Annotated in this window: 30 protein-coding genes; 19 read left to right on the top strand and 11 right to left on the bottom strand. The window is 27.3% G+C overall.

Annotation, left to right across the window (positions count from 1 at the left end):
- The first annotated feature begins 3 nt into the window (after nt 1-3).
- From AELL_RS09325 to AELL_RS09290, 8 genes are all read left to right on the top strand, one after another.
- The gene (locus AELL_RS09325) at nt 4-1,251 is read left to right on the top strand and encodes a molybdopterin molybdotransferase MoeA (protein ID WP_118917703.1); all 1,248 of its coding nucleotides are present in this window, start codon (nt 4-6) and stop codon (nt 1,249-1,251) included.
- Nucleotides 1,252-1,272: 21 nt separating this feature from the next.
- Nucleotides 1,273-2,085 (top strand): ABC transporter substrate-binding protein, encoded by an 813-nt coding sequence (locus tag AELL_RS09320; RefSeq protein ID WP_118917702.1) that lies wholly within the window; start codon nt 1,273-1,275, stop codon nt 2,083-2,085.
- A 21-nt stretch (nt 2,086-2,106) separates the two neighbouring features.
- On the top strand, nt 2,107-2,802 hold the full coding sequence (locus tag AELL_RS09315; protein WP_118917701.1) for an ABC transporter permease: 696 nt from the start codon (nt 2,107-2,109) through the stop codon (nt 2,800-2,802).
- Entirely contained in the window at nt 2,799-3,815 is a 1,017-nt protein-coding gene (locus AELL_RS09310) for an energy-coupling factor ABC transporter ATP-binding protein (protein WP_118917700.1), read from the top strand. Before AELL_RS09315 ends, AELL_RS09310 begins: the two co-directional genes overlap by 4 nt.
- A gap of 68 nt (nt 3,816-3,883) precedes the next feature.
- On the top strand, nt 3,884-4,078 hold the full coding sequence (locus AELL_RS09305; RefSeq protein ID WP_118917699.1) for a sodium-dependent tyrosine transporter: 195 nt from the start codon (nt 3,884-3,886) through the stop codon (nt 4,076-4,078).
- A 27-nt stretch (nt 4,079-4,105) separates the two neighbouring features.
- Nucleotides 4,106-4,528, top strand: a complete 423-nt coding sequence (locus AELL_RS09300; RefSeq protein WP_118917698.1) for a ModE family transcriptional regulator — start codon at nt 4,106-4,108, stop codon at nt 4,526-4,528.
- Nucleotides 4,521-5,501: a cysteine desulfurase gene (locus AELL_RS09295; protein WP_118917697.1), complete on the top strand. Its 981-nt coding sequence runs from the start codon at nt 4,521-4,523 to the stop codon at nt 5,499-5,501. Before AELL_RS09300 ends, AELL_RS09295 begins: the two co-directional genes overlap by 8 nt.
- A gap of 91 nt (nt 5,502-5,592) precedes the next feature.
- Nucleotides 5,593-5,949: a hypothetical protein gene (locus AELL_RS09290; protein WP_118917696.1), complete on the top strand. Its 357-nt coding sequence runs from the start codon at nt 5,593-5,595 to the stop codon at nt 5,947-5,949.
- Between the two features lie 46 nt (nt 5,950-5,995).
- Here AELL_RS09290 and AELL_RS09285 read toward each other — a convergent pair whose 3' ends face one another.
- Together AELL_RS09285 and AELL_RS09280 are read right to left on the bottom strand one after the other, a co-directional pair.
- Complete coding sequence (locus AELL_RS09285) at nt 5,996-7,279, bottom strand: NAD(P)/FAD-dependent oxidoreductase (protein ID WP_118917695.1); 1,284 nt, start codon at nt 7,277-7,279, stop codon at nt 5,996-5,998.
- A gap of 13 nt (nt 7,280-7,292) precedes the next feature.
- Nucleotides 7,293-7,589, bottom strand: coding sequence for a c-type cytochrome (locus AELL_RS09280; protein ID WP_118917694.1), 297 nt, complete (start codon nt 7,587-7,589; stop codon nt 7,293-7,295).
- A 129-nt stretch (nt 7,590-7,718) separates the two neighbouring features.
- On the opposite strand from AELL_RS09280, the gene AELL_RS09275 reads away from it, so the two are divergent.
- From AELL_RS09275 to AELL_RS09265, 3 genes are all read left to right on the top strand, one after another.
- Nucleotides 7,719-8,990: a Y-family DNA polymerase gene (locus AELL_RS09275; RefSeq protein ID WP_118917692.1), complete on the top strand. Its 1,272-nt coding sequence runs from the start codon at nt 7,719-7,721 to the stop codon at nt 8,988-8,990.
- Nucleotides 8,991-9,092: 102 nt separating this feature from the next.
- Nucleotides 9,093-9,503, top strand: coding sequence for a DoxX family membrane protein (locus AELL_RS09270; RefSeq protein ID WP_118917690.1), 411 nt, complete (start codon nt 9,093-9,095; stop codon nt 9,501-9,503).
- Between the two features lie 47 nt (nt 9,504-9,550).
- Nucleotides 9,551-9,856, top strand: coding sequence for a monooxygenase (locus AELL_RS09265; RefSeq protein WP_118917689.1), 306 nt, complete (start codon nt 9,551-9,553; stop codon nt 9,854-9,856).
- Between the two features lie 20 nt (nt 9,857-9,876).
- Here AELL_RS09265 and AELL_RS09260 read toward each other — a convergent pair whose 3' ends face one another.
- Together AELL_RS09260 and AELL_RS09255 are read right to left on the bottom strand one after the other, a co-directional pair.
- Nucleotides 9,877-10,845, bottom strand: a complete 969-nt coding sequence (locus tag AELL_RS09260) for an aldolase catalytic domain-containing protein (protein WP_118917687.1) — start codon at nt 10,843-10,845, stop codon at nt 9,877-9,879.
- A 63-nt stretch (nt 10,846-10,908) separates the two neighbouring features.
- Complete coding sequence (locus AELL_RS09255) at nt 10,909-11,721, bottom strand: ribonuclease HI (protein WP_118917685.1); 813 nt, start codon at nt 11,719-11,721, stop codon at nt 10,909-10,911.
- A gap of 112 nt (nt 11,722-11,833) precedes the next feature.
- Between AELL_RS09255 and AELL_RS09250 the strand changes: the two genes are divergently transcribed.
- Nucleotides 11,834-14,089 (top strand): methyl-accepting chemotaxis protein, encoded by a 2,256-nt coding sequence (locus tag AELL_RS09250; protein ID WP_226805976.1) that lies wholly within the window; start codon nt 11,834-11,836, stop codon nt 14,087-14,089.
- Between the two features lie 189 nt (nt 14,090-14,278).
- Nucleotides 14,279-14,425 (top strand): hypothetical protein, encoded by a 147-nt coding sequence (locus AELL_RS14295; RefSeq protein ID WP_164967221.1) that lies wholly within the window; start codon nt 14,279-14,281, stop codon nt 14,423-14,425.
- 21 nt (nt 14,426-14,446) lie between these two features.
- Here the strand turns inward: AELL_RS14295 and AELL_RS09245 are convergent, their stop codons facing one another.
- Genes AELL_RS09245 through AELL_RS09235 form a run of 3 tightly spaced genes read right to left on the bottom strand, consistent with a single transcriptional unit; the run spans nt 14,447 to nt 16,966 of the window.
- Complete coding sequence (locus tag AELL_RS09245) at nt 14,447-14,923, bottom strand: DUF2721 domain-containing protein (RefSeq protein ID WP_118917683.1); 477 nt, start codon at nt 14,921-14,923, stop codon at nt 14,447-14,449.
- A 3-nt stretch (nt 14,924-14,926) separates the two neighbouring features.
- Nucleotides 14,927-15,304 (bottom strand): DUF302 domain-containing protein, encoded by a 378-nt coding sequence (locus tag AELL_RS09240; protein ID WP_118917682.1) that lies wholly within the window; start codon nt 15,302-15,304, stop codon nt 14,927-14,929.
- Nucleotides 15,305-15,340: 36 nt separating this feature from the next.
- Nucleotides 15,341-16,966 carry a YcaO-like family protein gene (locus AELL_RS09235; protein WP_118917681.1) on the bottom strand — a complete coding sequence of 542 codons (1,626 nt, stop codon included), beginning with the start codon at nt 16,964-16,966 and terminating at the stop codon, nt 15,341-15,343.
- Nucleotides 16,967-17,216: 250 nt separating this feature from the next.
- Here AELL_RS09235 and AELL_RS09230 point away from each other — a divergent pair, with 250 nt between their 5' ends.
- The 5 genes from AELL_RS09230 (at nt 17,217) to AELL_RS09210 (ending at nt 22,253) form a co-directional block, all read left to right on the top strand.
- Complete coding sequence (locus AELL_RS09230) at nt 17,217-18,599, top strand: DEAD/DEAH box helicase (RefSeq protein WP_118917680.1); 1,383 nt, start codon at nt 17,217-17,219, stop codon at nt 18,597-18,599.
- A 70-nt stretch (nt 18,600-18,669) separates the two neighbouring features.
- Nucleotides 18,670-19,437: a class D beta-lactamase gene (blaOXA, locus tag AELL_RS09225; protein ID WP_118917679.1), complete on the top strand. Its 768-nt coding sequence runs from the start codon at nt 18,670-18,672 to the stop codon at nt 19,435-19,437.
- Nucleotides 19,434-20,300, top strand: a complete 867-nt coding sequence (locus tag AELL_RS09220; protein ID WP_118917678.1) for an aldose 1-epimerase family protein — start codon at nt 19,434-19,436, stop codon at nt 20,298-20,300. Before blaOXA ends, AELL_RS09220 begins: the two co-directional genes overlap by 4 nt.
- Nucleotides 20,301-20,376: 76 nt before the next feature.
- Entirely contained in the window at nt 20,377-21,072 is a 696-nt protein-coding gene (locus AELL_RS09215; protein WP_118917676.1) for an MOSC domain-containing protein, read from the top strand.
- 8 nt (nt 21,073-21,080) lie between these two features.
- Nucleotides 21,081-22,253, top strand: a complete 1,173-nt coding sequence (locus AELL_RS09210; RefSeq protein WP_118917674.1) for an aminotransferase class III-fold pyridoxal phosphate-dependent enzyme — start codon at nt 21,081-21,083, stop codon at nt 22,251-22,253.
- A gap of 11 nt (nt 22,254-22,264) precedes the next feature.
- Here the strand turns inward: AELL_RS09210 and AELL_RS09205 are convergent, their stop codons facing one another.
- The 3 genes from AELL_RS09205 to AELL_RS09195 all read right to left on the bottom strand — a co-directional run bounded on the left by AELL_RS09205 (nt 22,265) and on the right by AELL_RS09195 (nt 24,806).
- Nucleotides 22,265-23,095 (bottom strand): bifunctional helix-turn-helix domain-containing protein/methylated-DNA--[protein]-cysteine S-methyltransferase, encoded by an 831-nt coding sequence (locus tag AELL_RS09205; RefSeq protein ID WP_118917672.1) that lies wholly within the window; start codon nt 23,093-23,095, stop codon nt 22,265-22,267.
- A 23-nt stretch (nt 23,096-23,118) separates the two neighbouring features.
- On the bottom strand, nt 23,119-24,381 hold the full coding sequence (locus AELL_RS09200) for a serine hydroxymethyltransferase (RefSeq protein ID WP_118916740.1): 1,263 nt from the start codon (nt 24,379-24,381) through the stop codon (nt 23,119-23,121).
- 101 nt (nt 24,382-24,482) lie between these two features.
- Nucleotides 24,483-24,806 (bottom strand): DUF6172 family protein, encoded by a 324-nt coding sequence (locus AELL_RS09195; protein WP_118917670.1) that lies wholly within the window; start codon nt 24,804-24,806, stop codon nt 24,483-24,485.
- A 128-nt stretch (nt 24,807-24,934) separates the two neighbouring features.
- Between AELL_RS09195 and AELL_RS09190 the strand changes: the two genes are divergently transcribed.
- Nucleotides 24,935-26,548 carry a cation:proton antiporter domain-containing protein gene (locus tag AELL_RS09190; RefSeq protein ID WP_118917669.1) on the top strand — a complete coding sequence of 538 codons (1,614 nt, stop codon included), beginning with the start codon at nt 24,935-24,937 and terminating at the stop codon, nt 26,546-26,548.
- A gap of 4 nt (nt 26,549-26,552) precedes the next feature.
- Here AELL_RS09190 and AELL_RS09185 read toward each other — a convergent pair whose 3' ends face one another.
- Nucleotides 26,553-26,840 (bottom strand): hypothetical protein, encoded by a 288-nt coding sequence (locus tag AELL_RS09185; protein ID WP_118917667.1) that lies wholly within the window; start codon nt 26,838-26,840, stop codon nt 26,553-26,555.
- Between the last annotated feature and the right edge of the window lie 74 nt (nt 26,841-26,914).

Below are 26,914 nucleotides of genomic sequence, written 5' to 3'. Positions count from 1 at the left end.
AAAATGCATGGAAAATTAAACTATTTAGATTTTGAAATAGCAAGACAAAAAAGTTTAGATTTAGTGAATCAAACAACATTTAAAGAGATAATTCCAATTAGTGATGCAATAGGAAGAGTTTTAAGTAAAGATGTAATTTGTGTAAAAAATCTACCAGCTTTTAATAACTCTGCAATGGATGGTTTTGCCATAAAATTCAGTGATGCTGGAAAAACTTTGAGTATAAATAAAGTGATTTTTGCAGGGGATAAAGGTGAAAAAGTAGAGCCAACTTTAAAAGAAAATGAGTGTTATAAAATCATGACAGGAGCAAAAGTTCCTTTTGATGCTGATACGATTATTCCAATAGAAAACTGTTTTGATGTGACACAAAATAGTGTAAAAATTCCCATTGAAATAAAAAAAGGCTCAAATCTAAGACTAAAAGGTGAGGAACAAAAAGAGGGAAGTGTTATATTAAAAAAAGGTGAAAAAATAACTTCTTCATTTATTACACTATTAGCTTCTCAAGGTTTGATAAAAATTGAAGTTTATAAAAAAATTTCAATAGCCGTTTTATCAACTGGAAATGAGATAAAAGAGCCTTGGGAATATGCAGATGATGAAGAGATTTATAACTGTAATTCTTATGCATTGATTTCATTATTAAAAGAGAAAGATTTTGATGCCACATATTGTGGAGTAATTCCTGATAATTTGGAAGAATCAAAGACTTATATAAAAGATTTAAAAAATTATGATGTGATCATAAGTACAGGTGGAATTTCTATGGGAGATGCTGATTTTGTAGGTGAAGCATTTTTGCAAAATGGTTTAGAAGTAGCTTTTCATGGAGTAAATATAAAACCAGGTCGTCCTATTATGATGGGAAAAATGCAAAATACAGTGGTAATTTGTTTACCTGGAAATCCACTAACTGCAATGGTAAATATCTATTTATTTGCTTTACCAATGCTAAAAAAACTTCAAGGAGAAACTTCTATAAATCATGGTTTTATAAAAGCAATAAATCAAAAAGAGTTTAAAACCAAAGCAGGGAGGGTAAATGTAGTTTTAGGAAAAGTTCAAAATGGTGAATTTTTTGTAACGAGAGATAATAAATATGGTTCTGGAATGATTACGGTTTTATATGAAAGTAATTCAATTTTAGTAACAAATGAACAAACTTCAAATATAAATCAAAATCAAGAGATAAAACTTCTTGAATTTAATGGTAAATTTTTTGAAGAAAATATTGATATTTTAAATTAAATCTATAAAAAAGGAAGAAAAATGAAAAAAGTTTTAGCAAGTTTAGGATTAAGTGTAGTAATAGCGAGTAGTTTATTTGCAGATACATTAATGATGGCAACAACAACAAGTACAGAAGATACGGGATTGCTTGATTATTTAGCTCCACAATTTGAAAAAGAGACTGGAACTACTTTAAAATGGGTTTCAACTGGAACTGGAAAAGCTTTAAAAATGGGTGAAAATTGTGATGTTGATGTTTTATTAGTTCATGCTCCTGAAGCTGAAAAAAAGTTTGTTGATGCAGGTTTTGGTGTTGATAGAAATGAAGTTATGTATAATGATTTTGTAATTATTGGACCTGTAAGTGACCCAGCAGATATATCAGGAAAAACTACAGCAGAAGCTTTTAAAACTATAAAAGAAAAAAATGCAAAATTTATAAGTAGAGGAGACAACTCAGGAACTCACCAAAAAGAGTTGGGTATGTGGGAAAAAGTAAGCAAAATTGTGCCAGAAAAAGATACTTGGTATATTCAAACAGGTCAAGGAATGATAGCAACTATTAATATGGCATCAGAAAAAGGTGGTTATACACTAACAGATAGAGGAACTTGGATTAAATATGAGTCACAAAAAGGTGAAGCAAACAATATGAAAATAGTTGTTGAAAACGATAACGTTTTATTTAATCAATATAGTGTAATTACTGTAAATAAAGATAGATGTCCAAAAACTAAAACACAATTAGCAAAAGATTTTACAAACTGGATAGTAAAAGATGAAACACAAAAACTAATAGGTGATTTCAAACTTTTAGAAAAACCACTTTTTACACCAAACGCAAAAAAATAGATTAAAAGGTAAGAGTAAAGAATGAATTTATTTACTGATGGTTTTCAAGAAGCTATACAGCTTCTTGTCTCTGGCAATGAAAGTGTATATTCAGCAATAAGTGTAACAGTAACAGTCTCTTCTTGGTCATTGTTTATTAGTTTATTAATAGGGCTTCCTTTAGGTTTTTTATTAGGATATTATCAATTTCCTGGAAAAACTATTATTAGAACTATTGTTGATACTTTTTTAGCAATTCCAACGGTTGTTATTGGACTTGTTGTATATACCTCTTTATCTCAAGCTGGAGTATTTGGTGAATATAATTTACTCTTTACTCAAAAAGCAATAATTATTGGACAAATCTTTTTAGGTTTACCAATAATTATTGCTTTAACAGCTGCTCAAGTTGAGATGGTTGATAAAAGATTGTATTTATCACTTAAAGGTTTGGGAGCAAGTTCATATCAGATTTTAAAAGCTACTTTGGTTGAAGCTAGATTTGGACTTATGACAGCTGCTATGACTGCTTATGGAAGAATTATTACAGAAATTGGTATTTCTATGATGGTTGGAGGAAATATCAAATATCATACAAGAACTATTACAACAGCAATTTCTCTTGAAACAGGAAAAGGTGAGTTTGTAACAGGAATTGCTTTAGGATTAGTTTTATTTGCTGTTGCTTTGATGGTTAATATCTCTTTAACAATATTAAAAAGGAAATGGGTTCAATGAGTATTTTATATGAATTAAAAAATATAGAACACTATTATGATGGAAAAAAAGTTTTAAATATAGAGAATTTAATTTTACATAAAAATCAAATTATTGGATTTTTTGGACCAAATGGAAGTGGAAAATCAACACTTTTTTCATTACTCTCTTTTATTTGTAAACCAACAAAAGGTGAAATACTTTTTGATGATTCAAATAAAATTGATTCAGAAATAAAAAAAAGTATAGTAATTCTTCCTCAAAATCCATACCTTTTAAAAAGAAGTGTATTTGAAAATATTGCTTATGGTTTAAAAATAAGAGACGAAAATGAAAATTTAAAAGAAAAAGTAGATGAAGCTTTAGCTTTAGTAGGACTTGATAGTGATTTTTCAAAAAGAAAATGGAGTCAGCTTTCAGGTGGTGAAGCCCAAAGGGTTGCTCTTGCAGCAAGACTTATATTAAGACCAAAGGTTTTGATTTTAGATGAACCAACAGCGGGAGTTGATACAAACTCAGCTCAACTTATAAAAGAAGCAATTTTGCTTGCAAAACAAAAATATAACACAACAATATTTATTTCAAGTCACGATTATAATTGGTTAAATCATATAAGTGATAAAAAAATTGCTCTGTTTCAAGGAAATTTAGTGGAAAATGGAAATATAAATCTTCTTTTTTCTCCTTGGATAAAAGATGAATTGGGATATTTAGTAAAAGTATTCATAGATGGTCAAAGATTAATAATCCCAAATAGTCAAAGTAAAAAAAGAGATTCAGTTATTATGATAAATTCAAATGATATAAAAGTTTGTAAAGAGAATTGTAATGAGATAAAAAGTGAAAATACTCTTCTTGGTGTTATAACTTCAATTCATCAAGATGATAAGGAAGATAATCTTCAATTAGATTTTTCAATTGCAGGGGTAAATTTCAATACTTTAGTTACTAAAGAAGAGATGCAAAAAGAGATGTTATTTCCAGGAGATAAAATAAATATCAACATTGATTTAAGTAAAATCTGTTGGATATAAAAATTTGTAAGATTTATTACAACTATATTGAAGTAAAATAATCCAAATATAAATGTAGGAGTTTAAATATGTTTGTCAGATTAAATGAAAGAGTTTATTTGAATATGTCAAAAATCACTAGAACAAAGATTGACCATGTTGAAGATGGAATTAGAGTTAGGTTTTATGAAGGAAAAGATCAAGTTGCAAAATCAAAAAGATTTGAAACTGTAGAAGATGCTAGTAAATGGTTTGAAGAATTAATTAAACCTTTAAATAAGTAGTAAGTATATACTGATTTAGGAAAATAAATGTCTAGTATTGATTATAACGTCGTTGTAGAACTTGATAATATACAAAAAGAGTTACTACTAACAAATTTAGATGAAGAAGGAAAATTATCTTGCTTAAAAGCTTTTAAAGTGGCAAGATTAATTGGTAGAAAACCAATAGAAATGAGTGCTATTACGAAAAGCATGGGAATAAAAATTACAAATTGTGAATTAGGTGTTTTTGGAAAATTAAAATTTGAAGACCCAAGTGCCGTAATTTATAATAGACTAAAACGAAACTATATGGGACATGAAACTTTAGAGTGTAAAGTTTTATGGGATGAAGCAAAAAGAAGTAAACTAAAAACAGTTGGTGCAACAGTTAAAAATAGTGATATTCAAGTAAGTCATTGCCAACTTGGTTGTTTTAGAAATAGAAATGGAAAAAAAGAGCTTGTTTAAACTCAATGTTTTACAATACAATCCAATAAAAATAGATTTTATAGATGAAAATTATTCACTTGATAGTTTAGTGGATAATTCTCATTTTGAAGAGTTAACTAAAAAATATAAAGAGAAATTTGGCTATTCAAAACTAAAAACTTTCTCTTTTTCAAAAGAGGGATTTTTAGGTCTTTTTTTAGAGCTACGTGGAAAAATAGCTGTAAGCCTTGGTGAATGTGAAGCTTTGATAAATGGTGCAAAACTATATGAAAGTTTAGGTTTTGAAATCATTTGGATTGGTTTAAATAAAGATGGAAAAGTAAATCTATACGAACTTGAAGGTAAAAATATAGATTTTCTTTTTTTATCTTCTTATGTTATGGATACTTTTGTAATCACTTCTTTGGAAGAAGTAAAAAAATTAACAACTGCTAAAATAATCTCAAATGCAAGTGCCCAAATTTGCAACTTTAGTGATGCAATCTATTTTGATAACTATAAATTAACAGGTTATAACTTATCAGGAGTAATTTTATTTGAAGATGAAAATCTTTTTGAACTTTTAAATATTGGATTTATAGATACGCTTGCTGTTAAATATTGTTTTGAAGCTTTAGAAAATCAAGAGTTTAATTATGAGATGAAAGAGAAATTTTTAGAAAAACTAAAAGAGAAGTTTGCTGAAGATTTATACTTTTTTGTAAATCCAAAAGATACTTTACCTTACTCACTTCATTTTGCACTAAAAAGCATAAAAGCAAGAGAACTTATACGAACACTTGCCCTTAATAATATTTTTTTAACAAATGGTGAGGGTTGTTCATTAGGGTTATCAAAACCTTCAAGAATAATCCAAACTATGGGATATGATGAACTTACAAGTAGAAACTCAATCCAAATGGCATTTAATCGCTTTTTTAGTGATGAAGAGATTGAAAAAATAGTAAATACAATCTATTTAAAATATAAACAGATAAAATCTTTTTCTTAGTTTTATAAAAATAAAAAATTATTTTCTACTATGTGACATTATTTGTGACATAAAATAGGTAAAATTTTGTAACTCAAAAAAGAAGTAAAAAATGATAATAGAAGATAAAGAAAGATTACTAAAAATTCATAAAAATATTGAACCAATTATGAATGATAAAATAATGTGGGGAAATAAACTTCTAAATATGCTTATTTCAATCGCACTTGATAAATATGTACAAGAAAATATAGATAAAGTTATATCTTTTGAAAGATTACTTTTATTTGTTGGATATAACAATTTACTCAAAATTTACTTAAATATAAAACCAAAAAAATCTTTAATTATAGGAAATCATTTACGTGCTTCAACAGAAACTGAAGCTATTAATATGATTGAAAATCAATGGAATGATGATTATGAATATTTTATTGATGAACTTTATAATGCTTTTTTAGATTATTAATATAATAAAAAAAGGTATTTACAAAAGTAAATACCTTTAATGAAGATTATTTAAAAATGTCAGACATTTGGTTTTTATACCAACCAACTGCGTATTCTGCTTCTTGAGCTCTAAAACTTTCATCAGCATTTTGTGGGCTTAATCCACCTGCATCTTTTACTGCAATTATTTTATCACTGTGAGCTTCATAAACAGCAGCAATTGAAATACCATATTTTGGAGCTACTAAACTATAACAAGTATTTGCAAGTTTAGGAGGATTTATAACTGCTTGATTTTTCAAAATTCTTGAAATTTGAAGTGCTACTATTTTTGCTTGAGAATTAGCAGAAAAACCTGATTTTGGCATTGGACTTGCCATTGAAGCATCACCAATAACATGAACATTTTTTACAAGTTTTGATTCAAAAGTTTTTGTATTAACAGGACACCAATCACCCATTACAAGTTTTGAATCAAAAGCAAGTTGACCAGCTTTTTGTTCTGGAATATAATTTAAAACATCAGCTTTAACTTTTTCATCTTCTGTTGTTACTATTTTATTTATTGGGTCAACAGAGATTACTTTTCCACCAAATTCAGAACTTCTCCACTCTATCATATCACCATAAAGTTGTTCCCAACCATCTTGAAATAAAGCTTGTTTTGAAAACTTATTTTTTTGGTCAAGAATTATAATTTTTGAATTAGGTTTATTAGTTTTTAAATAGTGTGCTACAAGAGAAACTCTTTCATAAGGTCCAGGAGGACATCTAAAAGGATCTTTTGGAACAACCATTACAAAAACACCACCATCTTTCATCTCTTCTAGTTGTTTTCTTAAGATTTCAGTTTGAGTTCCTGCTTTATAAGCGTGTGGTGCATACTCTTCTGAACCTTGTACATAACCTTTTTCATATTTAAAATCAATTCCTGGAGAAACTATTGCTTTTGTGTAAGAGATAGTATTTCCATTTTCTAAAATAACACTATTTTTAATTCCATCAAGTTTTTTTACTTTTTCATGGATTACTTTTATGTTATATTTTTTTTCTAATGTTTTATAATCATGTTTGATATATTCAATTGGATTCATTCCTGCAATTACAGTATTACTAAATGGACAAGTATAATATTCTTTATTTTGTTCAATTAAAATAATTTCTGTATCAGGTGAAAATCTTCTTAGATATTTAGCAGCTGTTGCACCACCAAATCCTCCACCAATAATTACTACTCTTTGTTTGTTTTTTGAAGGTGTTGACATATCTTCAAATGTATTGCTACATGCTGTAAATGATAAAGCTGTTGCTCCTAATACTATTTTATGAAAATTTCTTCTATTTATCATGGTATTTTCCTTTTTATCTTTCTATGCTTGAAAAATAGTAAGAAATTTGTTCAAGCTCTTCATCTGTAAAACCTTTTACATGCTTTTGCATCATAGTTTCAGTTCTTTTACCATTTTTATAATCAAGTAGAGTCTGATATAAACTTGTTTTTCCCATACCTGCAATATATGGAGTTATTGCTTCAGATTTTCCATCTGTTCCATGACAAGAAGCACATGAAAGTGCTAACATTTCTCCTCTTATTGGATCATATTCTGCAGCTATTGAAAAACTATAGATACAGACAAATAAAAGTGCAATTTTTTTCATTCTCTCTCCTTAATAAATAATTAAATTATAATAAGTTATTAATCTTAAAAGGAAATAAATTATTAAGTGAAAATATTTCAAATTGTAATAGATTTTAGACTATTTTTAAAAATATTATAAAATCATTTTATGTTTTTACATTTAGATATAGATTGTTTTTTTGTTTCTGCTCACAGAACTATAGATGATAGTTTGTTTCATATTCCAGTTGCGGTTGGAGGACGAAGTAATATAAATATATTTTCATCGAAAAAAGAGATTAGAAAAATCTCATCAAATAGTGGAGCTTTTGTTAGTACCATACTTACAAATGAAGGTCATAAAAGTTTTAAAGAGTATTTTGTAGATGAAAATGGAAAAATCAGAGGAATAATAACAACAGCATCATATGAGGCACGAGCATTTGGAGTAAAAACGGCAATGAGTGTAAATGAGGCTTTAACCCTTTGCCCTAAACTTAAAATGCTTCCTCCAAATTATCCTTTGTATCATGATTTATCAACAAAACTAAAAGAGCTTTTAATAAAAGAGATTCCTTTAGTAGAACAATTTTCAATAGATGAATTTTTTGGTGATGTAACAGGTTATATAAATGAAAATGAAATAGTTGAGTTTGCTTATAGATTGAAAAAAAAGATTTATGAAGAGTTGAAATTACCAATTTCAATAGGAATTGCAAATACAAAATATCTTTCAAAACTAATAACCGAATATGCAAAACCAGATGGTATAAAATATGTTAGTGTTGATAATATAGCAAATTTTATAAGAGATATTCCTGTTGGAGAATTCCCTGGAATAGGAAAAGGTTTTCAAGAAAAACTTAAAGGTTATGGAATAAGAACTTTAGGAGATATAAGAAAAAATCAAAAACTTTTTTATTCTTGGAAAAAACCAGGAATTGATTTGTATAACAGAGTTTGTGGAATCAGAGATAATAAATTAACAATTGAAAGGGAAAAAAAATCAATTGGAATAGGGCGAACTTTTGATGTTATTTTTGATAGAGATGAATTAAAAAGAAGAGTTATGATTCTTTGTAGATATTTATGTTTTTTAGTAAAAAAAGAAGGTGTAAATCCATTAACTTATGCTATAAAAATCAGATATGAATATAAAATAAAATCAAAAAATTATATAAATGTAAATAGGATTTTTAATGAAATGGATTTTAAAAATCAAATGGTAAACCTATTTGAAAAAACAGATAATCATAAAACTCATGGGGTAATTCAACTTTATATTACAGTTTTTAATTTTGCAAAACAAAATGATTATACTTATAATCTTTTTGAATATGAAAAGGATTTAAAAAAACAATCATTGACAAATCAAATGCAAAAATTAAGAACTAAATATGGAGTTGATATTGTAAAAAGTGCATATGAAATAAGAGATTGAAAAATTATTAAATGATAAAAACTATTAGTTATTGATAATCATTATTAATATTTATTAAAGAATAAATGTTTTAAACTACCTTTTTATAAAAAGGGGAATTTAATGCAAAATACTATTAAGTTAATGCGCTTGTCATTGGGAATTATTTTTGTATGGTATGGAATGTTGAAATTTTTTCCAACACTAAGTCCAGCAGAAGATTTGGCTATAAAAACAATCGATATTATGTTTTTTAATTTGATAGATGGAAGTTTATCCATAAAACTTTTAGCTATGTTGGAAGTAGCAATTGGGATTGGTTTTTTAAGTGGTTTTTACACAAAAATTGTAACAATAATTTTTTTAGGTCATATGGTTTGTACATTTGCTCCTTTATTTTTATTACCAGAGTTCTGTTTTACTCAAGCTCCTTATGCGTTTACGCTAGTTGGTCAATATATTGTAAAAAATATTGTATTTATATTGGTAGGAATTATTATTTATCAAAATGAGTTGACTAAAGAAATAAGATAATTATTTTGTTTTGAGTATACTTTGAAAAAATATTTTTGGAGTTAAAAATGAATTATCTTTTACAAGTAGATTTTCCTCATGATGGAATTTTTGGTGAAGAGTTTTCAAAGGCTTTTGTAGATTTAGCAAAAGATATATCAAATGAAGAGGGATTACTTTGGAAAATTTGGACTGAAAATGAAGAAACAAAAGAAGCAGGTGGAATTTATCTATTTTCAAATGAAGCTGATGCAAAAAGATATTTAGATAAACATACAAAAAGACTTGAGAGTTTTGGATATAAAAATATAAGAGGAAAAATTTTTAAAGTAAGTGAAGAGTTAAGTAAAATTACAAAAGCTAGTTTTTTATAAAAAAGGGCAAAAGCCCTTTTTTAATCAACTAATAAATTTCTATAAAATTCTCTATAGTTTGTATCTTTTTCATCTCTAGCTTTCATAGCAGCTCTTGGATGTTCGTTTAATTGACCAGTTAACATATATGGAATACTATATCCCCAGTCAAGTTCTTTTTCTAGTGGTACAATATACTCTTCAATAAATTTTAATACAGGCATTAATTTATATTTTGGATTTTTCAAAAAGCCAATTAATAATTCAAGTGGACAGTTTCCAGCACCTCTTCCTAATCCAGAGATTGTAACATCAAGGAAACTAGCACCATAAATCATAGATTCTAAAGTGTTTGCATATGCTAATTGAAGATTATTATGAGCATGAATTCCAATTTGTTTTCCAGTTTCTTGTGCAACTTTTAAATATTTTTCTGTTAATTTTTTGATTTGTTCAGGATAAAATGAACCAAAACTATCAGCAATATAAATAACATCTACAGGTGTTTTTGATAGTTGTGCTAAAACTTCATCTAACTCATCATCAAAAGATTTTGAAATAGCCATAATATTTACAGTAGTTTCATAACCTTTTGCATGTGCATCTTCGATTAATTCGATTGCTGCAGGAATTTGATGAATATATGTTGCAATTCTTATCATATCAACAACACTTTCAGATTTTGGTCTTAATTCTTCTTTTAAACTTCTACCAATATCACTCATAACAGCAATTTTCATATTTGTGTTATTTTCACCAACAATTCTTCTAATATCTTCTTCTTTACAGAAATTCCAAGGACCATATTCAGCTTCACTCATAATAGTTGGAGATACGTTTTTCCCAATTTCCATATAATCAACACCAGCAGCAACGCAAGTTTCGTAATGTGCTTTTACAAATTCATCACTAAAATGATAATTGTTTACTAAACCACCATCTCTGATAGTACAATCAAAAACTTTTATATCTTCTCTAACTGTTAGAATTGAACCTTTTTTCTCAATCATTCTTGTTCCTTGATTATTTTTAATAATTATTTATATGATATCTAAAAGCCACTCAAAATTATATTAATAAGATTTTAGAGCTAAAACCTCTTCAATTTTATTATAAGAGTAAAAAGCAAAATCCTTGTTTTTAGCTTTTATTGTATAAACTGCCATTCTATCAGCAAGTTCGTTTCCTTCGATTCCTGCGTGACCTTTTACATGAATAATTTCAATTTTATTTTTTAGTTTTTCATATAAATAGTGAGCTTCTTGAACAAGTTCAAGATTTTTTATTTCTCCACCTTTTTTAGTCCAACCATTTTTTTTCCAACTATATGCCCAAGTTGTAATACAATCAATTGCATATTTTGAGTCTGAAAATATTGAGATAATATTTTCACTAGAAGTTTGTGAAGCAATAGTTAATGCTTGATGTAAAGCATTTAACTCTGCTATATTATTTGTTCCTTCTTCTTCATATGCACCATATAATAAAACGGGATTTTTTTTATTTGAATAAATTGCAAGTCCACTTCCAGCATTTCCAGGATTTCCAGAACATGCTCCATCACAATAGATTTTTATGTGTTCTTCCTCTTCATTTACTTCATTTTCTATTTTTATTTCTTCTTTTTTAGGTGAGTAAACTTTTGCTTTTATACTATTAAATTCTAAAACCATATGATAATTTTTGATTATTTGTTCTTGAGCTTTATGTGAAAAATTTCCTTTTAAAAGCATAAGTAAATTCATATCATTTTTTGATACTTCTTTTTCTAAAGCTAACTCTTTCCAATCTTCACTTTCAGGAACTAGACCTAAAATTTTAAATTGTTCTTGGTTTAAATTATTATTGTGTGATATTAAATCTAAAAAATTTTCTTCTATTTTCATTTTTCAATTTTCTTTGTTGTTTTTTAGGGGAAGTATACAAAAAAAATATATAGCACTTGCTTTTTTTAATAAAAAGAAAAATAACATTTTTTTTGGCTATAATAGGTCTAAAATGACAAAAGGAGTTCCAATGCTTTCAAAATTATCAATAAAGCAGAAACTAATTTTAATAATGTTGATTCCATTAACAGTAGTAATATTATTAGATGCGAAATTAGCTTATGATTCGTTTAGTGATTCAAGAAATCTAAAATCTTTAGATAAGGTTGTAGAACTTTCAACTAAGATTGGTGCATTAGTACATGAAACACAAAAAGAAAGAGGTATGACAGCAGGATTTTTAGGAAGTAAAGGTGAAAAGTTTAAAACGGAACTTCCAAATCAAAGAGTAGATACAGATGGAAAAATATCAGAATTGAATAATTTTTTAGCATCTTTTGATAAAAATGCATATAATCAAGATTTTTTAGAAAACCTAAATAGTGGTCTTAAAAAGCTTGAAGATTTATCAAATATTAGAAATAACGTAAATAATTTATCTATTAATGCACCTATTGCAATTGGATATTATACAGAGATGAATAAATTGTTACTAAATGTAATTGGTGTTATTACTAAGTTATCAAATAATGCAGAAATTTCTCAAAAATTAGTTTCATATATGAACTTTTTATTATCAAAAGAGCGAGCTGGTCTTGAAAGAGCAGTTGGTACAAATACTTTTGCTAAAAATGCTTTTGATTTAGAATTAAAAACAAAATTTTATACATTAGTTGCTGAACAAAATGCATATATGGATTCATTTGTAAAAGTTAGTTCAAAAGATACTGTTGATTTTTATAACACTACGATGAAAGATACTTCGGTTGAAGAAGTAGAAAAAATGAGAAAAGTTGCTTTATTTAGTGGAAAAGATTCTGATTTTAATATTGATGCAGGATATTGGTTTAAAACAATAACTGACAAAATCAATTTATTAAAAAAAGTGGAAAATTATCTTTCAGAAGGTTTAATTATAGCAATTGAAAAAGAGTTAAGTACAGCAAATAAAAATATGTTGATTTTTGGAATATTAAGTGCTTTTGGTATAGCTTTAACTATGATTTTAGCAAGAACAATTGCCTTTACGATTTTAATTGATGTTGATTCAGTTAAAAGAGGAGTTGAAAATTTCTTTGCATTTATTAATTTTGAAAAAGATGATATTGAACTAATAAAAGTAAAATCAGATGATGAATTAGGAATGATGTCAAGAATTATAAATAAAAATATTGAAGAGACAAAAGCAAATATTCAAAAAGATAGAGCTTTAATTGCTGATACAATTAGAGTTACAAATCTGATTAATAAAGGGCATTTAAACGCAAAAATTGAACTTGGTTCAAATAATCCATCGTTAAATGAGTTAAAAAATATTATTAATGAAATGTTAGAAACTTTAAATAGTAATGTTACAAATATTTTAAAAGTTTTAACTTCTTATTCAAAACTAGATTTTAGACCAAAATTAGCAGAAAATAATCTTGAAGGGATTATTAAAGAACTTGAAAAAGATGTAAATATTTTAGGTGAAGTTATTACTCAAACTCTATTAGAAAATAAAAGAATAGGAATGGTTTTAAGTAATAATGCAAATACACTAAGTAAAAATATGCAAGGAATTGCAACTGCTGCAAACTCTCAAGCAGCTTCATTAGAAGAGACAGCAGCTTCACTTGAAGAGATTACTTCAAATATTACAAATAATAATCAAACAACAATAAGAATGGCAAACTTTGGAAATAAAGTAAAAGAATCAATCACAGTAGGTCAAAGTCTTGCAAATAAAACAGTTCTTTCAATGGAAGAGATAAATGCTCAAACAACAGCAATTACAGAAGCAATTACAGTAATCGACCAAATTGCCTTCCAAACAAATATTCTTTCACTAAATGCTGCCGTTGAAGCAGCAACAGCTGGAGAAGCAGGAAAAGGATTTGCCGTTGTTGCTGGAGAAGTGCGAACACTTGCAAGTAGAAGTGCAGAAGCTGCTAAACAAATTAAAAATTTAGTTGAAAATGCTCAAAGAAAAACTCAAGAAGGTAAAGATATTGCTGCTGATATGATAGAAGGATTTAGTGACTTAAATAAAAATATTTCTACAACTTTAGAGTTAATTGATAACGTAACACTTGCTAGCAAAGAACAAGCAACAGGTATGGTTCAAATAAATGATGCTGTTAATAACCTAGACCAAATAACACAAATAAATGCACAAAGTGCTTCTGAAGCAAATAATATTGCTCAACAAACTTTAGAGATTTCTAAAAAAATTATTGAACAAGCAGATGCTAAAGAGTTTAATGGTAAAGATTCGGTTAGAGTTTAATTTAAACTCTAACCCCTTGCTTTTATTTTTTTATTCAGTTATACTGTGTCCACATAAGATGAATTCGAGTTTCATCTGTTATTTGCCTTTTATTGATTCTCACACTGTTAATATTACTCATTTAGACAACAAGCTCATATTTATCTTTTAATAACTTCATTGAATTGAAGAATAAAAAGGAAAAATAATATGTCAATTACACATATAAAAACAAACAAAAAAATCGAAGTTTTATTAAGACTTTTACAAAATAATGAAAGTTTAGAAGACGCTAGTTCAAAAGCTGGATTAAATATAGAAAAAACAAAACTTATTGTAAAAAGTATAAATTTTTAATTAAAAGAGGAAAAAACTCTTTTAAGGAATATAACTTAACTTACTCTTTATGAAAGATGTCGTGTAAAAAATTTCTCTTAGAAATAAAAATAAAGAAATAATCAAAGAACCCATAGCAAGAATAAAAAGAATTGCAATAAGAAGTGAATCTTTAAAATCAAAAATAGCACTTAAAAACATTGTAACAATTACTAAGGCGATTAATAATCCTGTTGTTGTACAAAATAAAATAGCTAAATTTGTATTTTTCATTCTCATTGTAAGAAATTTTCTTCTTTGTTCAATTTTTGAATAAATTTCTTCATTGTTTTTTAAAAGCTCAATATTCTCATTTTCGTATTTATCAAGTCTATCAACTTTATCAATAATTCTTGAAAGTCTTCCTGTAAATACATTTAAAAGTCCAGCAACACCTGCAAGTAAAAAAACAGGCGCAACAGAGAGTTGTATTAGTTGCGAAACGCTATTTATGGTACTTGCATCAATTGGACTTATCATAGTTTATTTCACTTCATCAATTAGTTCTAAAAGTTCTTCTTGTACTCTTTGTGCAAGTTCAATCAAATCAGGATTTATATCATCAACCAATTGAACTATTGAGTTTAAAGCAATAGTTGTTTCACCATCTTGTGTATAAACTGCAATTCTACAAGGCATAATTATAGATAAAGAAATATCTTCATTTAAAAATTCTTCTGCATAAGAGGGTTTGCAAATATCAATTATTTGACACTCATTTTCTAAATTTTTACCTTTAGATTTAAGAGTTTCTTGAATATTTAAAACATTTAAAACTCCAAAACTATATTTTGATGCCACTTCTTTAATAGAATTTACAACTTCTTGTACACTTTTATTTGATATTTCTATATATTGCATGATTTCCCTTTAAAAATTTTAATTGATTATAACAAATTAGTTTTTATAAAAAGCCAATTTTTTCACTTCCAATTTATCAAACATACTTAACATATTGTTATAATCTTTGTGTAGAGTTCTATTTATTAAATAACCATTTCCCTCAAGAATATCAACAGCTTTTTGGATTTTTTCTTTTCCATAAACATTATACAAAGCAGTTTCATAGTTTTCCCATTCAAGACCATCATTTTGCATTCTGATTAATTGAGCTACTAAATGACCAAATTTATTGTTTGAAAATTCTAAAATTTCTAAAGCATCATCATACTCTTCTAATAAAAGTAACATTTGAGCTTTGAAATCTCCCATTGTGAAGTTTTCTTCAAAAATAACACCAATATATAACTGCATATTTAAAGAATCATCTAAACTATCAACAGTGTCTAAAATATCATTTACATCATATTTTTCAAAGTTTAAAACCATATCTCGGATAAGTTTTCCATTGTTTTTGTTGTTATAAACCATGTCATCAAGTGGATAAACCTCTGAGAAATTTGGAACAATCATTTGACAAGAGTAAAAATCTAAATATGTATATTCTCTCATATACATTTCTCTGTTTTGAGATTTTAAAATATCAAGTAAAAATGCATATTCATCATCACTTCCGTTCCCTTCATATTTCCAAGGAGCATATTCAAAACTTTTTTTAGTGCTTAAAAATGGGAAACCTAATTTTCCATTTGAATCAATAAAGTGAGCTTCTAAGTTAAAACTATCAGCCACTAAACTCATATCAAAAGTTGGAATTTCAAAGGCATCAAGATTTGTTAAATCTCTTCCTTGCATAAGTTCTGTCATAGTTCTTTCTAAACTTACTTCTAAAATAGGGTGAGCTCCAAAAGATACAAACAGAGTATTGTTTTTAGTGTTTATTAGTGAAATTGCAGTTACAGGGAAAACTCCACCCAAACTTGCATCTAAAATTTCAATGATATAACCTAAATCTCTTAATGTTTGAACATCTTTATAAACTTTTGGAAATGATTTTACAACTTCATCTGGAAACTGTGGAAGTGCGTAACCCTCTTTGATAATAGCGATTTTTGAATATCTTTCAAAGATTTCACTAAGTGCCTGAACTTTTGCTTCATTTGCTGTATTTCCAGTTGCAAGTCCGTTGCTCACAAAAAGGTTACTTAAAATATTTATTGGAATATATGTTTTTTCTTTTGTCGATTCTTTGATAAATGGCAATGCTACGATTTTGTCCATATAATCACTGTTAAAATCCACTAAATCTTTTGGTTCTAATTCACCATTTGCATCATAGATTTTTTTTAATTCAGGGGTTAAATAATCTCCTCCAAAATCAAAAGCAACTTCATCAGGGTAATATTTTCTATTTGGTAAATGAAAATCTATAAAAAAGTTGTTAGTTTGTAATCTCTCGATATATTCTCCATAAGCACTAGCTATTGAAGCATCAGAAATTGTTCCTTTTCCATTTGAATAGATATGATTTGGAGCTTCGTTTGAAGCTAAGTTTACTGAAAAGCAGTTTTCTAAAGGGTGTTTTTCTTGTGAAAATGAGGCTTCACAACCAACATCTTTTAATACAGCTTTCATTTTTAAAATTGATTGTTCTACCGGAGAGTTTTTTGATAATAAATTCATTTGATTTTTGTTCTTTCTTTGTATTATTTTTATTTGTGAGGCTGACAGTATAGCTAAAAAAGTAGTATTAGTTTTAAAAATAACAATTATTGTAAAAAATTATGATACAATTCCCTAATTTCAGCATACATCGGTCTATGCCTGACTTCGTTTTTGTATTCAATTTACAACTCAATTAAACTCAAATTATTCAACCTAGATCGGAACTTTAGTTTATAACTTCTGTAGGTTTATAAAAAACAAGGTACTTATGTCATTTTCAAAATTAGGTTTATGTGCAGAACTTCTTCGTGCAATTAAAGAAGAGGGTTATACAACGCCAACACCAATACAGTCAAAATCAATTCCTGTGATTTTATCAAAAAAAGATGTTTTAGCAGCGGCTCAAACAGGCACTGGAAAAACAGCTGGATTTACACTTCCTCTATTACAAAGATTAAAAACTTCTTATTCAAAAGATAAAAAATCTCATGTTAGAGCATTGATTTTAACTCCAACAAGAGAATTAGCAGCGCAAGTTGCTCAAAGTGTTGAAACTTATGGGAAATATCTTCCTTTTAAATCAGCTGTTATTTTTGGTGGAGTTGGAATAAATCCTCAAATTTCACTTTTAAAAAAATGTGTTGATATTGTAATCGCAACTCCTGGAAGACTACTTGATTTAGTTTCTCAAGATTGTTTAGATTTAACAAAAATTGAATTTTTTATCTTGGATGAAGCAGATAGAATGCTTGATATGGGATTTATAAATGATATTAGAAAAGTTCTTGCAATTTTACCAAAACAAAGACAAAATTTACTTTTTTCAGCAACTTTCTCTGATGATATTAAAAAACTAGCAGATAGTTTATTGAACTCTCCTGTTTCAATAGAAGCAGCAAAGACAAACAGTACTTCACATAAAGTCGAACAAAGTGTTCATTTAGTTGATAGAGAAAGAAAAAAAGAGCTTTTATTACATCTAGTAAATAAAAACAACTGGCAACAAGTTTTGGTTTTCACAAGAACAAAACATGGTGCAAACAAACTTAGTGAAGCACTTGTAAAAGATGGAATAAGTTCAGCAGCAATTCATGGAAATAAATCACAAAGTGCAAGAACAAAAGCTTTAGATGATTTCAAGTTAGGAAATGTAAGAGTTCTTGTGGCAACAGATATAGCTGCAAGGGGAATTGACATCGATAATCTTCCCCATGTTATAAACTTTGAATTACCAAATATCGCAGAAGATTATGTTCATAGAATCGGAAGAACAGGAAGGGCTGGAAATACAGGTGAGGCTATATCTTTGGTTTGTATTGATGAACATGATTATTTATGGGGAATTGAAAAATTAATCAAACAAAAAATCAAAAAAATTGAAATAGTAGGGTTTAAAGTTGACCCAAATATCAAAGCAGAACCAATAGGAAATAGAAGCAATAGAGGTAATAGTTCAAACCAAAATAGAACAGCAAAACCAAAAGAGACAACTTCTAATTCTAAAAGAAGTTTTGGTAAAAAAAGAGTTGAAGATAATTCATCTTCAAGTGCAAAACCAAGAGGAAATAACAATAGATTTGCTTCAAAAAAAAGTGAAACATCAGCAACTTCAAAAAACAGAAGAACAAATTCTGGCTTTAAAAACAACTAATTAGTTCAAAAAATATTTAAGTAAGGTAGGATTTTATAGAATACTTTACTTAAAACTTAGGAACTACAAAATGCACAAAAAAATCAAACTCTTTTTTACAATACTTTTATTATGTAACTCTTTTTTATTTGCCAAAGATACAGAACTTGAAAATATCTTCAAAAATAAACAAGTTGAGGGAACTATTGTTATTGAATCTTTAAATACAAAAAAAATCTATATTTACAACGACAAAAGGGCTGAAATGTTTTTTAGTCCTGCTTCAACTTTTAAAATTCCAAACAGTTTAATTGCTTTAAATGAAGGTGTTGTAACAAAAGATTCTTTAATTGTTTGGGATAAAAAAATAAGAGAGTATGAATCTTGGAATAAAGACCAAACTTTATTAACTGCTTTTAAAAGTTCTTGTGTTTGGTGTTATCAAGAGTTTGCTTCAAAAATTGGAGTTGAAAAATATAAAAATTATCTAAAAGAATTGGATTATGGAAATAAAAAAATAGGTGATGAAATAACAAGATTTTGGTTAGATGAAAGTTTAAAAATAACAACATTTGAACAGATTAAATTTTTAAAACGATTCTATACAAATGATTTACCTTTTAAACTTGAAGATATGAACAGTTTAAAAGAGATAATGATAGATGAAAAAAGTGAAGATTATATAATCCGAGCCAAAACAGGTTGGGAAGGAAAATATGGCTGGTACGTGGGATATGTAGAGACAAAAGATGATGTTTGGTTTTTTGCTACAAACATAGATACAAAAACAAAAGATGATTTGCCAAAAAGAAAAGCAATTACTATTGAAGCTCTAAAAATCAAAGGGATTATTAGATGAATTACGAAATAAAAAATGAGTTTATAAAAGCAAAAATCAAGTCTTTTGGAGCTGAACTTAATAGTTTACAAAAATGTGGCAAAGATTTAGAGTATATTTGGCAAGGTGATGCTAAATATTGGGCAAGACATTCTCCTATACTTTTTCCAATAGTTGGAAGATTAAAAAAGGATAATTATTTTTATAAAAATCAAAAATACAATATGAGCCAACATGGTTTTGCAAGGGATAAAGAGTTTGAAATTATAGAACAAAAAGATGATTTTTTAGAGTTTAGACTTTGTTCTGATGAAAAGAGTTTAGAAATTTATCCTTTTGATTTTGAGTTGTATTTGTCTTATAAACTTGAAAAAAGTAGTTTGATTATCTCTTACAAAGTAAAAAATAAAAGTGATGAAAAAATGCTTTTTTCAATTGGAGCTCATCCTGCTTTTAATTGGAGTTTAGAAAAGGATTTAAAAAAAGAGGATTATTTTTTAGAGTTTGAAGTAAACAATTCAAAAAGATATTTTTTAAATGAGTTGGGTTTAGTTTATGATAGTATGGATTTAAAATTTGAAGATAAAAAACTATTTTTAAATGAAGAACTTTTTAAAAATGATGCTTTGGTTTTTAATGATTTGAATATAAAAAATCTAATTTTTAAAAATATAAAAAATGAAAACTTTATAAAACTAAATTTTGAGAACTTTCCATATTTAGGTATTTGGTCAAAACCTAGTGGCGCACCTTTTTTATGTATAGAACCTTGGTTTGGAGTTGCTGATGAAAATAGTTCTAATCAAAATTTAGAAGAGAAAAAAGGAATGATAACTTTAGATAAAGATGAGATTTTTTCTTGTTTTTATAGTATTGAAGTTTAAATTAGCAATTATTGGATTGTTATAAATTAATAATTTTCTTATACTTTTATATTCTTTAATTAATGGAGTATTTAAGATGAAAATAGCAAATGTTTTATATGTAAAAGTTGGAATAGTAACTTCTACAAAACTTGAAAATAGTAAACGAAAAGAGTTAGTTTCAGGTATCAAAAAATATCCAGTATCAAAAGCTTATCTTACAAAAACAGGTTTTATTGATGATTTTCAAGCTGATTTGGCTCATCATGGAGGAGAAAATAAAGCTTTGTTTTTATTTTCTCAATTAACTTTCCAAAAAATAAATTCTCATTTTAATAATATTTTTGATATGACAAATATGGCTTACTTTGGAGAAAATCTAATTTTATCTGATATTTGTGAAAAAGATATTTGTATTGGTGATGTTTTAAAAATAGGCGAAACAAAAGTTCAAATAACACAACCAAGGCAACCTTGTTGGAAATTAAGTGTAAATACAAACCAAAAAGAGATGACAAAATTTATTTTTGATAGTGGATTTACAGGTTTTTATGCAAAGGTTTTAAAAGAGGGCGAAATTTCACAAAATGATGAGGTTATTTTAGAAAAGAGGACAAATCCAAATTTGACAATAGAAAAACTAAATCAATTAATTGCTTTTCCAATTAGTGATGAAAGTTTGGTTTTAGAGGCTTTAAATTGCAAAGATTTGGGAAAACCATTTTTAGAATCATTGGCTAAAAAATATAAATTAAAAGAGAAAGACGAACAATTTTTGTCTTATCATGAATAGGATAAATTATGAAAGAAAATAGTTATTTATTACCTTTATACAAGCGATTAGATCTTGGATTTGTAAAAGGAAAAAAATCTGTTTTATTTGATGAAAATGAAAAAGATTATATAGATTTTGCTTCAGGAGTTGGAGTAAATAGTTTAGGTTATGCAAATAAAAAAGTGTTAAAAACCATAAATAAACAAGCAAAAAGAGTTTTACATACTTCAAATATTTATCATATAAAACCACAAGAAAAGTGTGCTAAAAGAATAGTAAATTTAAGTGGTTTTGATATGAAATGCTTTTTTTGTAATAGTGGAGCTGAAGCAAATGAGAGTGCAATTAAACTTGCTAGAAAGTATGGAAATACAGCTTTTGAAACACCAAAATATAAAATTATTACTATAAAAAACTCTTTTCATGGAAGAACAATAGCAACTTTAAAAGCAACAGCTCAAGAGGATAAACATAAATATTTTGCTCCCTTCCCTGAGGGATTTGTTTATGCAAATGATATAAAAGAGGCTATCTCTTTGATTGATGATTCTACGGTTGCTGTTATGCTTGAGTTGATTCAAGGTGAGGGTGGAATTTTTATGCAAGATGTTCTTTTAGTAAAAGAACTAGAAAAAGTTTTAAAAGAGAAAAAACTACTTTTGATAATTGATGAAGTTCAAACGGGAGTTTATAGAAGTGGAGAGTTTTTAATTTCTCAACATTTTGGAATAAAACCTGATATTGTAACTTTAGCAAAAGGTTTAGCAAGTGGAATTCCAATTGGTGTTATGATGACAAGTTTGAAAGATGTTTTTACTTTTGGTGATCATGGTTCTACTTTTGGAGGAAATTTTTTATCGACAGCTACTTGTAATAAGGTTTTAAAAATCTTAGAAAAATATTCAGATAGTGGAAAATTAAAGCAAAATATCAAATTTTTTGATGATTATTTAGCTTTTTTTATAAATAAATATCCAAATTTATTTTTACAAAAAAATGGTTTTGGATTTATGCAAGGATTAGTTTTAAAAGATGAAAAGAAGTTAAATGAAATAATAAACTCTTCACTTAAAAATGGTCTTTTAGTTTTAAAATCAGGGAAAAATATTATTAGATTTTTACCTCCAATAATTATTTCAAAAAAAGAGATGATAAAAGGTTTTAATAGATTTGAAGAGGTTTTAGAAAATCTTATTTAACTAAAAATAGTCTACTTATCGTTATTATTAACTGATTCGTAGGCTATTAAAATTTTTTTTCTTTCAATGCCCCATCTATATCCACTCATAGCTCCACTTTTTGCTATGACTCTGTGGCAAGGAATTAAATATCCAATATGATTTCTTCCAATAGCACTTGCAACTGCTCGTACAGCTTTTGGTTTATCTAAGTAGTTTGCAATATCTTGATAAGTTGCAACAATTCCATTTGGAAGATTTAATAAAGCTTTCCAAACATTTATTTGAAGATTTGTTCCTTTTACTAAAAGAGGGTATTTTTGGTTTTTTACAAAGATATTTTCTAAATATTCACATGCAAGTTTTTCATCAAAAACTAGATTTGCATTTTCCCAAAGTTCATTAAATCTTTGGAAAATATCTTTTTTATTGTCATCAATAAAACCTAAATAACAAATACCTTTATCGGTAAATCCAATTAGTGCTTCACCAAAAGGTGTTTGTCCAAAACCATAAGTGATTTGTACATCTTTTCCTTTTTCTTTCCACTCTTTTGGAGTTACTCCAATCAAATTTACAAAAAGTTCGTGAAGTCTGCTTGTGCTAGATAGTCCAATATCCAAACTACTGTCTAGTATGGATTTGGACTCTTTGATGTGTTCTTTTGCATAATTTAGGGTTACACAATGTAAAAATTGTTTTGGAGTAACACCTACATACTCTTTGAATACTCTTATAAAATGATATTTGCTCATACCTATATTTTTGGCAACTTCATCCACACTTGGGTGTTCTTTGAAGTTTTCATCTATATATTTTATAGCTTTTTCAATTTGTTTATAAGTAGTATCTAAAGTAGGCATTAATACTCCAAATTTAAAAAACCCTAAAAAGTAGATTGATTGTAAATCACAAAGTTTGAAGCAAGTTCTTCTAACTCTTTGTTGATTTTAGCATGTAAATTTGTATCTTCAATGTTATCTAATACATCACAAATTTTGTTTGCTATTATTTCAAACTCTTTTTCTTTCATACCTCTAGCTGTTAATGCTGGGCTTCCTATTCTAATTCCTGAAGTTATAAATGGACTTCTTGTTTCACCTGGAACTGTGTTTTTATTTACTGTAATCCCTGCATTTCCTAAAGCTGCATCTGCATCTTTTCCTGAAAATGGTTTATTTAAAAAACTTACTAATACTAAGTGATTATCTGTTCCACCTGAAACAATATCATATCCTCTTTTTGTAAGAACTTGGGCTAATACTTTTGCATTCGCTTTTACTTGTTTTGCATAATCTTTCCATGATGGATCTAAAATTTCTTTAAATGCTACTGCTTTTGCAGCAATTACATGAACAAGTGGTCCACCTTGTAATCCTGGGAAAATTGCACTATTAATTTTTTTAGCAATCTCTTCATCATTTGTCATAATCATACCACCTCTTGGACCTCTTAAAGTCTTATGAGTAGTAGTTGTTACAACATCAGCATAAGGGAATGGACTTGGATGTTCACCAGCAGCAACAAGACCAGCAATATGTGCAATATCAGCAAATAAAATAGCACCAACTGCATCAGCTATTTCTCTGAATTTTTTAAAGTCAATTTCTCTAGCATAAGCACTTGCACCACAAACAATAATTTTTGGTTGACAAATTTTAGCTATTTCCATAACTTTATCATAATTGATTCTTCCATCAAGTTCTACACCATAATAAAATGCAGAATAGTTTTTACCAGAAAAACTTGGTTTTGAACCATGAGTTAAATGTCCACCATGAGATAAATCCATACCTAAGATTTTATCACCAGCACTTAATAATGCAGCATAAACAGCACCATTAGCTTGGCTCCCTGAATGAGGTTGAACATTAGCATAAGAACAACCAAAGATTTTACAAGCTCTGTCAATTGCTAATTGCTCAACAGCATCAGCAAACTCACAACCACCATAATATCTTTTGTAAGGATAACCTTCTGCATATTTGTTAGTAAAAACAGAACCCATAGCTTGCATAACAGCAGGAGAAGTAAAGTTCTCAGATGCAATCATTTCAAGATGATTAGTTTGTCTTTTTAATTCATTTTCTATTATTGAAAATACTTCATTATCTGCTTGTTCTAAATTCGCGTTTGTTATATAACTCATGTTTGTCACCTCTTTATTTAACTTTTATTTTGAAATAATAACTCAATTAAGAGTATTTAACAATCCAAAAATTGCTATTTTATTTATTAGGAAAAAGAAAATTATTCAGAAATTTCTTCATCATCCTCTAACTCTTCAATCTCTTTTACTTTTTTAATGTCAGCTCTTGCAATTAGTTCTAAGTAAAAGCTGTCATAACCTTCACTTGCTGCAAAATCAATAGATTTTGTTACATCAACAAATTTAATTTCAGTAGCTTCATCGGCTGTTTTACCAAATTTACAATCAAAAGCCCAAAAATTAAAACCTTCAGGAGGTCTTTTGCTTTTTTCTCTTTTGATATATTTTCTTACTTCATTTTTGATTGAATCAACTTGTCTATCTCTATTTTTATTTGTTACATTTATTTGGAACGTTTTTTTCATATTAAATCCTTTGGCGCAATTATATCAAAAAAAATCAATTTACTAATTGTTTATATTTTAATCACTTCAATATAAAATAAACAATTTAATTGGGATATAATTTTTTTAGAAAAAGAAGAAAGAGGAAAATGGAAAATATATTATTTACGTTGTTTTTAACAATATCAATAGCAACAATTTTAAATATTATTTTAAAAAAGTTTGGGATTTCTCACATTATTGGTTATATTTTAACAGGAACACTAATAAGTTACGGTTTTAATTTTAATGGAGTTAATAATGACTCTTTGGAGTTAATTGCTGAGTTTGGAATTGTATTTTTGATGTTTACAATTGGTCTTGAGATGAGTGTTGATAAAATCAAAAAGATGAAAGAGATACTTTTATTAAATGGTTTTTTACAAGTAAGTATCAGTGCTATTTTGATTTATTTGGTGGCATTTTATATTTTTCATTTAAGTGTGGAAGTTTCACTTATTGTCTCTTTGGCTTTCTCTTTATCTTCAACGGCGATTGTTTTAACTTATTTAAAACAATCAAAAGATATTCATACTCCTTATGGAGAAAAATCAACAGCAATTTTGATATTTCAAGATTTAGCAGTAATTCCAATACTTTTGCTTATTACATTTTTGACAAATGATACTTTATCTATTAGTGAAGTTTTAACAAAAACGTTTATTTCAGCTTTTATAATAATTGTTTTTATGTTTACTATTGGAAAAAATCTTATCTCTTGGCTTTTAAAATTTGCTTCAAATAGTAGAATAGAAGAGTTATTTTTAGGAGCTGTTTTATCAATCGTTATTGGAACTTCACTTTTAGCTCATGAGTTGGGGTTTACTTACTCTTTGGGAGCTTTTATAGCTGGAATGATTATTTCTGATACAAATTTTAGTGTAAAAGTTGAATCAGATATCGCAAGTTATAAAGATTTACTTTTAGGGGCTTTTTTCTTTTCAGTTGGAACAAAAATAGATGCTTTATATTTTTTATATAATGTACATATTATTTTACTTATTTTTATTGCCGTAATGGTGATAAAAGCGTTAGTTGTTTATGTAATAATCAGAAGAAAATCAGATAAAAGTACAGCTGTAAAATCAGCACTTGCACTTTGTCAAGTAGGAGAATTTTCATTTGCAATATTTGCTCTTGCTTCAAGTAACAATATTATCTCTAATGAAACTGCAAACTTTTTGATTTTAGTTTCAGTATTATCAATGATTTTAACTCCATTTATTGTAAATAACATCTATAAATTGGCTTCATATGTAGTTGTTGAGTTTTATGAGTCAGATAAAATTACACCAATTAAAGCAAAAAATCACGTTGTAATTTGTGGTTTTTCAATTTTAGGAAGAGTAATAGCACGAGATTTAAGTGAAAGAAATATTCCTTTTGTAATTATCTCAGATGATTTAAGACATGTATTACTTGGAAGAAAATTGGGATATATGGCTTATTTTGGACACTTAGATAAACTTCCTGTTTTAGAGTCATTAAAAGTTGATGAAGCTTCAAGTGTGATTATAACGGTAAGTGATACTCATATAAAAAGATTGATTTGTGAAGCAGTTTTAAATTTTCATAAAGAAGCAAATATTTTATTGAAAATAGAATCAATAGATGAAAAAGCTCAATTAAAAGATTTAAATATTAAAAAATTTGTTCATGCTCATATTGAAGTTGGAAGATTATTGGTAGAAGAGGCTTTGAGTGTTCGAGGTGAAAACAAGTAGATTTTTAATCTTCTTGTTCTAAATTATGTCCGTGTTCATGCTCTTCTAAATTTTGTATAATGTAGTCATATATTCTTTGATATTCACTATCAGGAGTTTTGTCTTCTTCTATAACAGCTAAAATATTTTGAAGCTCAACTAAAAATGACTCCATCTCTTCCATTGCTTCTTTATCATCTTCAGTTTGAGAATTTGTTTCAAGAAGTTTGTATAAATCTTCAAGATAAGCTTCAACTTCAGGAATCATAAGATTTTCAACTATATCTTTTAGTTTCTCTTTTATAGTTTCCATGTATTTCCTTTTTATGTTAATAGCTTAATTATATTATCTTATTCATTTAATTTACAAATGAAATTTTTGATACA

Source organism: Arcobacter ellisii, assembly GCF_003544915.1.
Classification (GTDB): Bacteria; Campylobacterota; Campylobacteria; order Campylobacterales; family Arcobacteraceae; genus Aliarcobacter; species Aliarcobacter ellisii.
Note: the sequence above shows the minus strand (reverse complement) of the source record. Positions and strands in the feature narration are given on the sequence as shown.

Bases quoted from the DNA above. Each gene is read 5' to 3' on its own strand.
- AELL_RS09325 (WP_118917703.1), top strand. From the start codon at position 4: ATGCATGGAAAATTAAACTATTTAGATTTTGAAATAGCAAGACAAAAA.
- AELL_RS09320 (WP_118917702.1), top strand. From the start codon at position 1,273: ATGAAAAAAGTTTTAGCAAGTTTAGGATTAAGTGTAGTAATAGCGAGT.
- AELL_RS09315 (WP_118917701.1), top strand. From the start codon at position 2,107: ATGAATTTATTTACTGATGGTTTTCAAGAAGCTATACAGCTTCTTGTC.
- AELL_RS09310 (WP_118917700.1), top strand. From the start codon at position 2,799: ATGAGTATTTTATATGAATTAAAAAATATAGAACACTATTATGATGGA.
- AELL_RS09305 (WP_118917699.1), top strand. From the start codon at position 3,884: ATGTTTGTCAGATTAAATGAAAGAGTTTATTTGAATATGTCAAAAATC.
- AELL_RS09300 (WP_118917698.1), top strand. From the start codon at position 4,106: ATGTCTAGTATTGATTATAACGTCGTTGTAGAACTTGATAATATACAA.
- AELL_RS09290 (WP_118917696.1), top strand. From the start codon at position 5,593: ATGATAATAGAAGATAAAGAAAGATTACTAAAAATTCATAAAAATATT.
- AELL_RS09285 (WP_118917695.1), bottom strand. From the start codon at position 7,279: ATGATAAATAGAAGAAATTTTCATAAAATAGTATTAGGAGCAACAGCT.
- AELL_RS09280 (WP_118917694.1), bottom strand. From the start codon at position 7,589: ATGAAAAAAATTGCACTTTTATTTGTCTGTATCTATAGTTTTTCAATA.
- AELL_RS09275 (WP_118917692.1), top strand. From the start codon at position 7,719: ATGTTTTTACATTTAGATATAGATTGTTTTTTTGTTTCTGCTCACAGA.
- AELL_RS09270 (WP_118917690.1), top strand. From the start codon at position 9,093: ATGCAAAATACTATTAAGTTAATGCGCTTGTCATTGGGAATTATTTTT.
- AELL_RS09265 (WP_118917689.1), top strand. From the start codon at position 9,551: ATGAATTATCTTTTACAAGTAGATTTTCCTCATGATGGAATTTTTGGT.
- AELL_RS09260 (WP_118917687.1), bottom strand. From the start codon at position 10,845: ATGATTGAGAAAAAAGGTTCAATTCTAACAGTTAGAGAAGATATAAAA.
- AELL_RS09255 (WP_118917685.1), bottom strand. From the start codon at position 11,721: ATGAAAATAGAAGAAAATTTTTTAGATTTAATATCACACAATAATAAT.
- AELL_RS09250 (WP_226805976.1), top strand. From the start codon at position 11,834: ATGACAAAAGGAGTTCCAATGCTTTCAAAATTATCAATAAAGCAGAAA.
- AELL_RS14295 (WP_164967221.1), top strand. From the start codon at position 14,279: ATGTCAATTACACATATAAAAACAAACAAAAAAATCGAAGTTTTATTA.
- AELL_RS09245 (WP_118917683.1), bottom strand. From the start codon at position 14,923: ATGATAAGTCCAATTGATGCAAGTACCATAAATAGCGTTTCGCAACTA.
- AELL_RS09240 (WP_118917682.1), bottom strand. From the start codon at position 15,304: ATGCAATATATAGAAATATCAAATAAAAGTGTACAAGAAGTTGTAAAT.
- AELL_RS09235 (WP_118917681.1), bottom strand. From the start codon at position 16,966: ATGAATTTATTATCAAAAAACTCTCCGGTAGAACAATCAATTTTAAAA.
- AELL_RS09230 (WP_118917680.1), top strand. From the start codon at position 17,217: ATGTCATTTTCAAAATTAGGTTTATGTGCAGAACTTCTTCGTGCAATT.
- blaOXA (WP_118917679.1), top strand. From the start codon at position 18,670: ATGCACAAAAAAATCAAACTCTTTTTTACAATACTTTTATTATGTAAC.
- AELL_RS09220 (WP_118917678.1), top strand. From the start codon at position 19,434: ATGAATTACGAAATAAAAAATGAGTTTATAAAAGCAAAAATCAAGTCT.
- AELL_RS09215 (WP_118917676.1), top strand. From the start codon at position 20,377: ATGAAAATAGCAAATGTTTTATATGTAAAAGTTGGAATAGTAACTTCT.
- AELL_RS09210 (WP_118917674.1), top strand. From the start codon at position 21,081: ATGAAAGAAAATAGTTATTTATTACCTTTATACAAGCGATTAGATCTT.
- AELL_RS09205 (WP_118917672.1), bottom strand. From the start codon at position 23,095: ATGCCTACTTTAGATACTACTTATAAACAAATTGAAAAAGCTATAAAA.
- AELL_RS09200 (WP_118916740.1), bottom strand. From the start codon at position 24,381: ATGAGTTATATAACAAACGCGAATTTAGAACAAGCAGATAATGAAGTA.
- AELL_RS09195 (WP_118917670.1), bottom strand. From the start codon at position 24,806: ATGAAAAAAACGTTCCAAATAAATGTAACAAATAAAAATAGAGATAGA.
- AELL_RS09190 (WP_118917669.1), top strand. From the start codon at position 24,935: ATGGAAAATATATTATTTACGTTGTTTTTAACAATATCAATAGCAACA.
- AELL_RS09185 (WP_118917667.1), bottom strand. From the start codon at position 26,840: ATGGAAACTATAAAAGAGAAACTAAAAGATATAGTTGAAAATCTTATG.